9 protein-coding genes are annotated in these 12,138 nt (G+C 72.9%); 1 reads left to right on the top strand and 8 read right to left on the bottom strand.

The window, feature by feature from the left end:
- The first annotated feature begins 123 nt into the window (after window positions 1–123).
- Window positions 124–1,107 carry a DNA polymerase III subunit delta gene (gene holA / locus IO39_RS48475; protein WP_211267432.1) on the top strand — a complete coding sequence of 328 codons (984 nt, stop codon included), beginning with the start codon at window positions 124–126 and terminating at the stop codon, window positions 1,105–1,107.
- Window positions 1,108–1,447: 340 nt separating this feature from the next.
- Here the strand turns inward: holA and IO39_RS48470 are convergent, their stop codons facing one another.
- The 8 genes from IO39_RS48470 to IO39_RS48435 all read right to left on the bottom strand — a co-directional run bounded on the left by IO39_RS48470 (window position 1,448) and on the right by IO39_RS48435 (window position 11,875).
- Window positions 1,448–2,425, bottom strand: coding sequence for a PLP-dependent cysteine synthase family protein (locus tag IO39_RS48470; RefSeq protein ID WP_043640606.1), 978 nt, complete (start codon window positions 2,423–2,425; stop codon window positions 1,448–1,450).
- A 295-nt stretch (window positions 2,426–2,720) separates the two neighbouring features.
- Entirely contained in the window at window positions 2,721–3,275 is a 555-nt protein-coding gene (locus tag IO39_RS51755) for a hypothetical protein (RefSeq protein WP_157549919.1), read from the bottom strand.
- Window positions 3,276–3,295: 20 nt separating this feature from the next.
- Window positions 3,296–3,847, bottom strand: coding sequence for an RNA polymerase sigma factor (locus IO39_RS48460; RefSeq protein ID WP_043640604.1), 552 nt, complete (start codon window positions 3,845–3,847; stop codon window positions 3,296–3,298).
- Window positions 3,848–3,984: 137 nt separating this feature from the next.
- Window positions 3,985–4,470, bottom strand: coding sequence for a MarR family winged helix-turn-helix transcriptional regulator (locus IO39_RS48455; protein WP_043640602.1), 486 nt, complete (start codon window positions 4,468–4,470; stop codon window positions 3,985–3,987).
- A 143-nt stretch (window positions 4,471–4,613) separates the two neighbouring features.
- Window positions 4,614–5,306, bottom strand: a complete 693-nt coding sequence (locus IO39_RS48450) for an ABC transporter ATP-binding protein (RefSeq protein ID WP_043640601.1) — start codon at window positions 5,304–5,306, stop codon at window positions 4,614–4,616.
- Window positions 5,299–6,225 carry an ABC transporter ATP-binding protein gene (locus tag IO39_RS48445; RefSeq protein WP_043640599.1) on the bottom strand — a complete coding sequence of 309 codons (927 nt, stop codon included), beginning with the start codon at window positions 6,223–6,225 and terminating at the stop codon, window positions 5,299–5,301. Before IO39_RS48445 ends, IO39_RS48450 begins: the two co-directional genes overlap by 8 nt.
- Entirely contained in the window at window positions 6,222–8,801 is a 2,580-nt protein-coding gene (locus IO39_RS48440; protein WP_043640597.1) for an FtsX-like permease family protein, read from the bottom strand. The genes IO39_RS48445 and IO39_RS48440 overlap by 4 nt, the downstream gene beginning before the upstream one ends.
- On the bottom strand, window positions 8,798–11,875 hold the full coding sequence (locus IO39_RS48435; protein ID WP_043640595.1) for an FtsX-like permease family protein: 3,078 nt from the start codon (window positions 11,873–11,875) through the stop codon (window positions 8,798–8,800). Before IO39_RS48435 ends, IO39_RS48440 begins: the two co-directional genes overlap by 4 nt.
- Window positions 11,876–12,138: the final 263 nt, after the last annotated feature.

The raw sequence follows: 12,138 nt of genomic DNA, 5'->3' as shown, positions 1-12,138 counted from the left end.
TCCGCGGGGCCGGGCGGTCCTTGATCAGGCGCTCGGGGGCCCGGGGCGGTTTCTTGGCCGGCTTCCGGGTTCGGCAGATGGGGAGAAGTGGCGTCGAGTACCGGGTTGTCCGTGGCGCATGGCATGCTGCCTGACATGGCGGGAACCGATCCAGCACCTGTGACCTTGGTTGTCGGCGACGAGGAGTTGCTGGCCGAGCGGGCCGTGAGCGGTGTCGTGGCGGCGGCGCGGGCCGCCGACCCCACTGCCGAGGTGCACGACCTGGTGGGCGGCAAGGTCACGACCGGTGAGCTGGCGCAGCTCACCTCGCCGTCGCTCTTCGGGGATCGTTCCGTGGTGGTGATCCGTTCGGCGCAGGACCTGGCGAAGGAGGTCATCGCCGAGATCGTGGCCTACACCAAGCAGCCCTCCGAGGACACGGTGATCGTCCTGGCGCACCCGGGCGGGGTGAAGGGCAAGGCGCTGGTCGACGGGGTGAAGAAGGCCGGGGCCAAGACGATCACGATCAGCAAGGTCACCAAGGCCGGGGAACGGATGGAGTTCATCAAGGGGGAGTTCAAGCGGGCCGGGCGCAACATCTCAGGCGACGCGGCCCAGGCGCTGCTAGACGCCGTGGGCAACGACCTGCGAGAGCTGGCCGCCGCGTGCAGTCAGCTGATGTTCGACACCGAGGACAAGACGATCAGCGCGGCGGCGGTGGCCCGCTACCACAAGGGGCGGGCCGAGGTCACCGGGTTCAACGTCGCCGACTCGGCCATCGAGGGGCGGCTGGCGGAGGCCCTGGAGCAGTTGCGGTGGGCGCTCGGCACCGGGGTCGCGCCCGTGCTGCTGGTGAGCGCGCTGGCCGGCGGCCTGCGGTCGCTGGCCAAGGTCGGCAGCGCCCCGCGCAACCTCCGGGGCGGGCAACTGGCCGGCCATCTCGGCATGCCGCCGTGGAAGGTGGACCGCGTGAAGCGGCAGCTCAACGGGTGGGGGCCGGAAGGGCTGTCGAGGGCGATCCAGGCTGTGGCCGCCGCCGACGAGCAGGTCAAGGGCGGGGGAGCGGACCCGGCCTACGCCCTGGAGCACACGGTGCAGGTCATCGTCGCCAGCCGCACCGGCCGGTAGCCGGCTGACAGCCCGGTAGCCGACCCGGCAACCATGTAGCCGACCGGCAACCCTGTAGCCGACCGGCAACCTTGTAGCCGACCGGCAACCCTGTAACCAGCTGACAGCCTGAGGCTGGCTGACGACCTCTTAGCCGGTCGATGGCGCGGTCGTCGGTCGACGGCTCTGGGAGTGCCCCGAGCGACTCCGAGCCGGTCTCCTGCAGGCCGAGGTACAGGGGAAAGTCCTCGATGTTGCGGTTTCGGTGGAACTCCGCAGGTCGGGGCATCGGCAGGGTCTCCGGGGTCGGTGCTGGCAGGGCGCGGAGGTTGGTGTTGACAAGATCCCAGATTGGGCGTTGCTACAAGCTGGTTCGCTGCCGCAGCGTGTCTGTGTGCTGTCCAACGTCCAGTCCTTTTCCGGCGGCCCACCCGTCGTCGTGGTAGGTCGCCAGATGCCGGTCGGCCGCGTCGCCGATCAGGGACACCACCGTGCCGGTCTCGCCCTTGGCCCGCATGCGCTCGACCAGCTCCAGCGCCGCCCACAACGCGGTACCCGACGAGGCACCGACCGGCAGCCCGGTGACCTCGCGGATCCGCCGGGCCGCCGCGACACCGGCTGCGTCGGGCACGGGGATGATCAGGTCCACGAGGTGGGGCCGGAAGGCCGGCTCGATGCGCGGGCGGCCGATGCCCTCGATCCGCGAGGGCATCCCGGTGCTGTAGTCGGGCACATCCAGGGTCCAACCCGGGAAATAGGCTGAATTCTCGGGATCTGCCACCGCGACCCGGCACCTCTCATCGCGGGCCCGGATCCACTGGCCGAGGGTGGCCGAGGTCGCTCCCGTGCTCGCGCCCGTCACCACCCAGTCCGGCCGCACCTGCCCGAACAGCTCCTCTGCCAGGTCGTGGGGCGCGGCCCGCCCGAACTGGTCCAGGAAGTGCCCGTCGATCTGCCGTGCGGCGTTGTAGATCGCCAGCGGCGGCGTCACGAATCGGCACTCCCCGCCCAGTTCCTCCACCGGCCGCGCCCGCGCCTGGCTGCGTTCGCCCGGCATGACGACGATGTACGGCAGCCCGAGCCGCCGCGCGAACCACGCCTGGGACACGGCCGCGTTGCCGCCGGTCGCCTCTACCACGGTCATGCCCTCGGCGATCGCCCCATCGAGCACGGCCTGGCGGAACAGCGCCCTGGCGTGCCGGTGCCGTAGGCTCCCGGTCGGCTGAGCGGACTCGTCCTTCAGCAGCAGCCTGATCCCGGGCGCCGCCACCGGGAAGTCGATCAGCGCGGTCGGCTCGCCCGCCATCAGCACGTCGAGCGCTCGCGTGTTCCAGTTCACCGTCCCACCATGTCAGGCGCGGCTCCAAGGACCGCGCCTGTTCGCCATGAGCGAGCCGGGAGAAGAACCCGCCCGGGCTCTTTCCCGAGATGTCCGTCGCGGTCGCCGGATCGCGCCAGGTGCAGACGCGTACGGGGGTGAGAAGGGTGTTGAGGAGGGCGTTCGTGACGGATGACTCCTCGACGCCCTTCGTCGTTCCCGCTTCCCGAGCGAATCGGGCTCACCCCTCCATGAAGGGTCGTCGAGGTGACACCGGGGACGCCGTACTGATGACCGGGAGGGGAAGCGGCTGGGGTCAGTTCTCGGAGGTTTCCTGCCATGACGGGTCGTCGACCAGGGTGCACGGCGCGACCGGGCCGGTGATCAGCTGGCCGGTCAGCCGCCACAGCAGCCGGCGGTTCTTCGTGTCGGCCGTCTCCTGGCCGTCTCCGGCGAACTCCAGCACGAGAGTCTGGTCCTCGCCGATCTGCCGGGGGTCGATGTCCACTCCGCCGTCGCTCATCCAGGCGGCCCCGCCGCCTGGCCCGCCCGCCAGCGCCTGGCCGCCCGCCTGTCCTCTGCCCACCTTGCACTGCTTGCCGACCGGGACGTAGCTGATGTCGGCCCGTACGCCTGCTTCGACCAGGTCACGTTCGAGCTGGTCGGCGTCCTTGAATTCGTTGATCTCCACCCTGACCGTGCCGTCGGCCTTCTTGCTCACGGCGTACGCGGGTTCGTCCGTTCCCGTGAGCAGGGGAACGGCGATCGCGGCCGTCGCGGCGACGAGAGCCACCGCGCCTCCCGTCCACAGCCGGCGGGTGACGCGGCGGCGCCGCTCGACACGATCGGTGATCTCAGCCTTGAGTTCCATCAGGAGTTGCTCCTTGTAGTTCACTTTGGTGCTCCATCCATGACGAAGGGCAGGTTGCGAAGCTTCTGCCGGGCGCGGTGCAGGCGTACCTTGGCGGCGCCCTGCCGGATGCCGAGGGCGAGTGCGGCCTCCGTGACCGTGAGCTGATCGATGACGACCAGCTCCAGTACCGCGCGCTCCCCCTCCGGCAGCCCGGCCATGGCCGTGAACGCCTGCCTGGCCTGCCGCTCCGCGTCCACGCGTTCCACCAGCTCGGCGATGTCGTCGCCGTCCAGCGTGCGCCGCCCGCTCACCCGGCCCGTCAACTGGTACTGCTTGTACGCCCTGCGCCGCTCGGCCGAGAGCGTCTTACGGGCCACGCCGTACAGCCAGGCGATCTCGGAGCCCTGTTCGGCCCGGTAGGTGTGCGCCGAGTCGAGCACCGCCACGAACACCTCGGCCACCACGTCGGCCACGGTGTGCGGGTCGTCGATCCGGCGGGCGAGGAAACGGGTGACCGCATCGATATGCCGCCGGTAGAAGGCCTCGAAGGCCACAGGATCTGTGGCGATCTTCGCCTGTTTGCGACGCACCGGTCATGCTCCCTTCGTCGATTCGCCCTCTCTTGGTGTGAATCGGCAAAAGGGTTACGTCAGCGGATGGACCACACTCTTCGTGGCGGGGTGGCGGGGTGGCGGGGCGCCGGTCTTCGCCCTGGCGCTGATCGCCGTTAGCGGGTGGATTCCGCTCTCAGGAGGAGTCGTTTGAGGAGGGTGTCGAGGAGGGTCTGATCGGCGGGGGTCAGGGCGCCGATGATGGAGGCCTCCGCCTCCGCGTGGACGGTCATCGCCGCCATCCACAGGTCCTGCCCCTTGGTGGTGAGCTCGACGTCCACCCGGCGGCGATCCTGCGTGCTGCGTACGCGCCGGACGAGCTCCGCGCGCTCCAGCGTGTCCAGCCGGCCGGTCATCCCGGCGGGGGAGAGCAGCAGGTCCGCCGCCAGCTCGGACGGCGTCGCCGTCCCGCCGCGCGCCACCAGCCGGTGCAGCGTCTCGAACTCGTAGTCCTGCGCCCCCACCTCCGCCAGCGCCGTCTCCTTCGTGTGGGCCAGGTGCTTCACGAGGAACCGCATGCGCGTCACGATCGCCTCCACCCGCTCGTCGAAGGGAGCCTTGCCGCGCCAGCGGGCCAGGTGTCGATCGACCGAGTCCTCCATGCCAGCGATCATATGCAGGCCGGTACGGCCCGACCCGCCGGCGACCGCACGAACCCCGACCCGCCGGCGACCGCACGAACCCCGACCCGCCGGCGACCGCACGAACCCCGACCCGCCGGCGAGAGGGTGGGGGTGCGCGCGTGTCAGGTGAGGGCGGACTCGTGGACGGCGCCGTCGCTGATCTCCAGGACCCGGTCCGCCAGCGTGATCAGGCTCGGATCGTGGGTGGCCACCAGCGCCGTGACCCCTTCACTGCGTACGAGCGCCCGCAACAACTCCATGATCTGCCGCCCCGTCTGCGAGTCCAGCTGCCCCGTCGGCTCGTCCGCCACCAGCAGCCGGGGCCGGTTGGCCAGGGACCTGGCGATCGCCACCCGCTGCCGCTGCCCGCCGGACAGCTCGTACGGCCGCTGGTTGACGTGCTGTTCCAGCCCCACCAGGGACAGCAGCATGCGTACGCGCGCCTCCCGCTCCGCCGACGGCATCCGCACCAGCCGCATGGGCACCCCCACGTTCTCGGCCGCCGACAGCACGGGGATCAGCCCGAAGGACTGGAAGACGAAGCCCACCACGTCACGCCGTACGGCCAGCAGCTCGTCCTCGGACATGGCGGTGATCTCGTGCCCGTCCACCACCACCCGCCCGGCGTCCGGTTTGTCCAGGCCGCCGATCTGGTTGAGCAGGGTGGTCTTGCCCGAGCCCGACCGTCCCCGGACCGCGACCAGCTCCCCGGGGTACACGGAGAACGACACGTCCCGCAGCGCCTCGACCTCCTTGGGGCCGGTGCGGTAGACCTTGCGCAGCCCCTCCACCACGACCAGGGGTGAGTCAGTCATCTGAGGGCTCCTCTCGGGCGGGCCACACGCCGATGTGGTCGGATTCGAGCTCAAGACGTACGCGCCGCTCCATCTCGAGGGCGTTCATGAAGTCGCGGGGCAGCTGCAGCCGTCCGACCCGGTCGAGGACGGCGTACTCCTCGGCGATGATCTGGCCCTCCGCGCCCTCGCGCCGCAGCGTCTCGCTGCTGGTGCGCCCGTCGCGGATGCCCACCGTGCGGTCCACCTGCTCGGAGACCAGCGGGTCGTGCGTCACGATGACCACGGACACGCCCAGCTCCCTGTTGGCCTTGCGCAGCGCGTCGAAGACCTGCTCCGACGTCTCGCTGTCCAGCTCGCCGGTGGGCTCGTCGGCCAGGATGAGCTGCGGGGAGTTGGCCAGGGCGACCGCGATGGCCACCCGCTGCTGCTGGCCGCCCGACATCTCGGGAGTCTTGCGGTCGGCGCAGGATGCGACGCCGAGGAGCTCCAGCAGCTCCTCCGCCCGCTCCCGCCGCCCCCGGCGGCTCCCGGCCAGCTTCATGGGCAGCTCGACGTTCTCCCGGGCCGTCAGGTACGGCAGCAGGTTCCGGGCCGTCTGCTGCCAGATGAACCCGACCACCGACCGCCGGTACCGCAGCCGGTCCTTGGCGTTCATCGACAGCAGGTCCATCCCCGCCACCCTGGCCACCCCGGCGGTCGGCACGTCCAGCCCCGACAGCACGTTGAGCAGGGTCGACTTGCCCGACCCGGACGCGCCGACGATGGCCACCAGCTCGCCCTTGTCGATCACCAGGTCGAGCCCCTGCAACGCCACGACCTCGACGCCCTCGGTCTTGTAGATGCGCACGAGGTTGTCGCACACGATGTGCGCGTCGCCGCCGAACGCGGCCTTCTCCCGCGTGGCGTCGGCTTCCAGCTCGGACAGGGTCGGGTTCATACGAGGTCCCCCACTCGAAGGACGGCGCCGAGACTGCGGCGCCGGCTGATGGCGGTGTGCGCGTACGCGCCGAGCACGGCCACCACGGCCAGCCCGGCCGCCAGCGCGCTCGGCAGGAACAGGTCGGGAGAGTAGTCGCCCACGGGCAGGTCGCCGGCGTAGGACGACAGGTCCACGGCGGGGCCGAGCGCGGCCGGCAGGCCCAGGCCGAGGCCCAGCCCGACCAGCGCGGTGACGAGGATCATGGGCAGGATCTCCAGCACGGTCAGCCGCTGCGCCTGCCGCTCGGACAGGCCCAGCGTGCGCAGGAACGACACCGCCCGGCCCCGCTCCGCGGCCCCGATCACCAGCGACAGGACGACGGCGAGCAGCGCGTACACCGCCAGGGCCACCGTCACCACCACCAGCGCCCAGCGGACGGTGCCGGTCAGCGGGTCATCCTGGATGGCCGCCAGGGCCTCCTTCTGGGAGGTGACGGAGCCGGTGGGGACGAGCCGCGCCAGCTCGGAGATGGCGACGTCCCCCTGGACGAGCAGCGTGTTCACGGCCGGCCGCACCTGCACGCTCAGCGGCACGATCATGAACTTGCCCCTGGTGAAGAAGCCGGGCACGGAGTCGATCACGCCGCGCGTGTCCACCTTCGCCCGCTTCTGCCAGCCGATCTCGAACGTGCCCCGCCCCCGCAGCTCCGGCGAGACCAGCGCCCCGCCGTCCGGCAGAGGGGGCAGGTCGAAGGGCGCGTCGTCCAGGAGCCGCCGCCACTGGGCGACGTCCACGGCGATCGCCTCGGCCCGTTCGGCGCCGAACCCGACCTGCACCCGGCCCGTCTGCGCGGGCACCACCCGCTCCACGCCGGGCAGCGCGCGCACCCGCTCGATCGCCTCGGCGGGGATCTCCAGGCCGGAGGTGATCCGGATCGGCGCGCCCACCTGCTGCCACGACGCCACCCGCTGCGTGGTCGCGATCCCGTCGGACACGACCGCCGCGAACACGGCCACGGCCAGCGCGGGCAGCAGGATCAGCACGGGCAGCACGCTGGCGGCGCGCGCCCTGGCGGCCCGGGTGAGCCCCAGGAACGGCACGGCGGCCCGGCCCCGCGCGGCCAGCCGCGCGAACAGCCGCAGCGGGTACGGATAGCACCGCAACGTGATCAGCGCCGCCGCCACGGTCAGCGCGACCGGCACCACCAGCAGGAACGGATCCTGCCCCGCCGACGCGTCCAGCCCGCGCGCCCGCAGCAGGTACGCCCCCACCAGCGCCAGCGCCACGACCAGCACCTCGAAGGTGAGGCGCTTGGCGGTGGGCCGGGCGGCGGCCACGTCGTCGCGCCGCTCGTGCAGCGGCGTGCGGTGCACGAGCGCCAGCCGCACCGCGGCGAACCCGACGGCCACCAGCACCACGACCAGCGGCCCCGCGTGCACGACGGGCAGCACGGGCCCCGGCACGAGGTACGACAGCGCGTACCCGATCACGGCCCCCGGCACGACCGCCAGCGCGGTCAGCCCCGCCGCCGTGCCCGCCACCTGCCGCAGCGCGCCGCCGCGCGCCCGGGCCAGGGTCAGCGCGTGGTCCAGCCGGTCGGCCAGGAGCTGCGCGGCCAGCAGGATCACGCCGAGCGCGACGGCCAGCAGCCCGCCGAGCACCAGGTAGACCACGGTCTGGGCGGTGGACAGCGCGGCCAGGAAGTCGCCGAGCAGCTTGGGCAGCCCGGTCACCACCCGGTAGGGGCTGCCGGTGGTCTGGAGCCCGACGACCCGGTCGAACTCGGCGACCGCCGCCTGGAGGTCGGGCACGGCCAGCGCGTCGGCGGCCCGCGCGTCGATCGGCAGGACCCAGCGGTAGGTCAGGTTGCGTCCCTCGCCGCTGAGCGCCCGCAGCCCGGCGTCGGACAGCAGCGCGGTGACGTGCTTCTCGAAGTCCAGCGAGCCCGGCGGTTGTATCTTGGTGACGTTCAGGAGGTCGTCGTCGTGGGACCAGGAGCGGTCGCCGGGGGAGACGGCCTCGAAGACGCCGACGAGCTTCACGGCCGCGTAGTCGTTCTCGCCGATCATGACCGTCTGGCCGATGCGCAGGTTCAGCTCGCGCAGGGCCTCCGCGACGACGCCGGCCTCGAACACGGGGATGGTCCTGCCCTCGTACCGCATCGTGGCGGGCGCGCCGGGCTCGCGCCCCTGCACCCACTTCACGCGCCGGTCGGCGTCGGACAGCCAGCCCAGGTTGAGGTACGTCCCGCCGCCGGTGCCGGTGATCGGCGTGAGCGTGGTCTTGGCGCTCATGTGGCCGCCGGCGGCCGTCAGCGGGCGCAGGTGCGGGGGCAGCAGCTCGCGCCAGAGGCGTTCGCGGGAGTCGAACTGGGCGCGCTCCAGGAAGTCCTCGCCGCGCCCGCGCGACTCCACGGCCACGGTCAGGTCGGCCTGCACGGCGGGCGCGTCGGACAGGGAGCGGCGCAGCGCCTCGTCGTACGACGACTGCGTCGCCCTGGGCAGCCCCGCCACCAGCAGGCAGGCGCTCAGCGTCAGCACGAAGAGCACGGCCACCGTGCCCAGGTGCTCCCGGGCGAGCAGCCAGATCCTCACTGTTCCTCCCGAAGGCCGAGCCCTTGCCTGCGCAGGTTGCGTGCCAGCCCGGCGACGATCGCGAACAGCACCCCGGCCACCAGCGCCAGCATCGCGCCGGTGGCCGCCCACGGAATGTCGAGTATCACGTCCGGCGTGACGGCCGCCGCCTGGCCGGTCAGCACGATGTGCGGCACGACCAGCACGCCGACGACCACCGCGAGCCCGGTGCCGGCCGCCAGCGACAGCCCGACCACGAACGCCTGCTCCATCGCCAGCATGCCGAACACCTGGCGGGAGCTGACGCCCAGCGCCCGCAGGATCGCGAACTCGGCCGTCCGCTCCCGCGCCGCGACGGCCGCGTTGACCAGGAAGCCGAGCGCCGCGAACACCAGCGCCGCCAGGAAGCCCAGCATCAGCGCCCCCTGCAGCCCGCTGGCCAGCGGGTCGTCGCGCAGCGTGGCGGCCAGCGCGCGCTCGTCGAGCGCGGTGACGTCCCATTCGGGCCGGCCGTCGAGCGCCTTGACCGCCGCCGAGGTGTCCCCGGCGGCCAGCCACCACTCCGTGGCGGGCCGGGGGAGCTGCGCGGCGGCCAGCTCGTGCGCCTGCATCGTCTGCCAGTCGACGAGCACGGCCCGCTGCCCGGCGTCGGTGGTCGGCATCGTCTCGACCACGCCCACGACCTTGACCGGCATGACCCGGCGGTCGATGGCGGCCTTGCCGGACTGCCCGACGCCCAGCTTGAGCGAGGCGGCCAGGTCGGCGGTGAGGACGACGGGCAGGGGCCCCGGCTCGGGCCGGCGGACGAAGGGGGTTGTGACCGGGGCGTGCCCGCCGGCGCTCATCGTCAGCGCGGGCGCGGCCACGTCCGCGCCGTCGGCGCGCACGCCGGTCAGCTTCAGGCTCGCGGTGCTCTCCTGCGGGCCGGCGACCAGGCCGAGCAGCGACACGGGGTACGTGATCGCGCCGCTGCGTCCCGCCAGCTCCCGCAGGTCCACCTCGACCTGGTTCGTCCCCGGCTTGAGCACGCCGAGCGACACGTCACGCCACACGCCGAGCCCGTCGGAGAGCACCAGCCGCAGCGGCAGGTCCGCGCTCGCCTCGGCCTCCAGGGTCACCTTGGCGGGGCGGCCCGGTAGCGCCAGTCCTTCGGCGCGGTCGCCGGGCAGCGCGCGCGACAACTCGCCGACGCTCTGCGCCGACAGGTCCGGGCGCAGGTGGAACAGCTCGCCGAGCTTGCCCGCGTCCAGCGCGAGCAGCAGCGCGTTCTCGCCGCTCACCTCGGTCTGCCCGCGGAAGCCCGGGGAGGCGGCGGTGACGCCGGGCAGCGCGGCGAACGCCGTCCCGCGCCCGAACGCCCCCAGCTCGGGCCCGTCCGGCGGCCCGGACAGCCGCAGGTCGGCCCCCGCCTGGTGGCGGGCCTGATCGGTCTGCGAGGAGCGCCAGGTGGCGGCGGTGGCCAGGGAGACGATGCCGATCGCGATCGCCATGGTCAGCAGCAGCGCGGGCCCGGCGTACTTCAGCGGCCGCCTGCTCACCTGCCACGCCCCGAGCGCGGGGGCCAGCGTGGGCCGCCGGGAGGTCACCCGTTCGGCCAGCCGCGAGATGCGCGGCACCAGCCGCAGCCCGAGCATGCCGCCCGTCAGCAGGGCCAGCGCGGGGCCGGAGATGATCAGCGGGTCGATGCCCAGGCCGCCCGCCGCCGTCGCGGTGACGGGCGCGCCGTAGCGCTGGAGCTGCCAGATCGCCAGCCCGGCCACGACCAGCAGCGCGAGGTCCGCGCCCGCCCGCTCGATCAGCCCGCGGCCGCCGCCGCGCCCGCGCGCCGACTGCTCCTCCACGTACGTGCGCCGCGCGCCCGCCAGCGCCGGCAGCATCAGCAGCACGGCCGCCGCCAGCGCCACCCCGGACGACACCAGGAACGTGCCCAGATCCGCCACCGGCGCCAGCCGCACCCCGGAGGCCCTGATCCAGGGCAGCAGATTGATCAGCGCCAGCAGCGGCGGCCCCAGGAACGGCGCCACGATCGCGCACGGCAGCGCCACCAGCAGCGCCTCGCCGCCCGCCAGCACGGCCAGCCGCGCGGTGCCCGCCCCGCGCGAGCGCAGCAGCGCCACCTCCATGCGCCGGTGGTCGGCCAGCAGCCGCGCGGTCAGCATCAGCGCGTACGCGGCCAGCAGCAGCAGTTGCAGCACCGGGATCAGCATGGTGGAGCGTGCCACCAGCGAGGCGGTGTCGAGCTGGGTGAGCATCTCGGGCAGCCGGCTGGAGGCCACGCAGCTGGGGCAGCCGCCCTCCTTCAGCCGCTGCCCCACCTCGGCGACCGCGCCGGCCAGCGGGCGCAGCTGCTCCGGGGTGAGCGCGCGCAGGTCGGGCACGGCGGTCCAGGTCGCGTTGACGCTGGTGGCGAAGCGGGCGATGAACGTCTCGCGGTCCACCATCAGCGGCCCGTACGTGGTGAACTCGCCGCGCTCCACGCCCCGGCTGAGCAGTTGCTCACCGGCCCACCGCTCGCCGAACGGGTCGTTGAGCTGGAAGACGCCGACCACCCGGACCTCGACCGGGCGCGGGTCGAGCCGGCCGCGCGTGGTGAACCGCTGCCCGACCTCGAACCCGGTGGCCGAGGCCGCCGACAGCGAGATCGCCGCCTCCACCGGCGTGTCGCCGGAGCCGGGCGTGGCGGCGGGACGGGGCCAGGCGCCGGAGACGAGCCTGGCGTGCCGGTCGAGCCCGTCGTAGCTGCCGAACCGCAGCAGCTCGGGCCGCTGCCGCCGCTCCTGGCCCGGCATGGCGTAGGAGTCGGAGCGGAAGCTGGTGGTGATCGCGGGCGGGCGCGTGTAGGCCCTGCCCAGCTCCGCGCGGACCGCCGCGTCGAACCTCGGGAACGTCTCGGCGGTGACCGGCGCGCTGATCGTGGCGGCGGTCTGCTGGTACGTCGCCGTCTCCATGGTCCTGCGCACCCCGGCGTCGGCGATGGAGGAGGCGTACATGGTCAGCGCCACCAGCGTGGTGGTCGCCAGCAGGATCGAACCGAACGCGGCCAGGAGCAGAAGCGGTTCGCTGAACGCCCTCTTGACGACCAACGGCCCCCGCATGTGTCCCCCTTCGCCCGTTTAGTGCACCTTCGAGCAGGTGGGGGAGCCGAGGCAAGGGATCTTCGTAACGGTGACGCACCCGATATGCCGGTGTGATATCGAAACCGTGACAAATCCGCGACGAAAACAAGAACGCCGCATCCCGAGGTGGGATGCGGCGTTTCGGCGCGAGCCGGTGAGCGCCGGCGTCGGCCCGGCGGCGGCGCCTGCGTGGTTACTCGGCAGCGTTACTCGGCAGCGCTCACCGGCGGTGGCGCATGCCT

It is taken from the genome of Nonomuraea candida (genome assembly GCF_000725485.1).
Taxonomy (GTDB): Bacteria; Actinomycetota; Actinomycetes; order Streptosporangiales; family Streptosporangiaceae; genus Nonomuraea; species Nonomuraea candida.
Note: the sequence above shows the minus strand (reverse complement) of the source record. Positions and strands in the feature narration are given on the sequence as shown.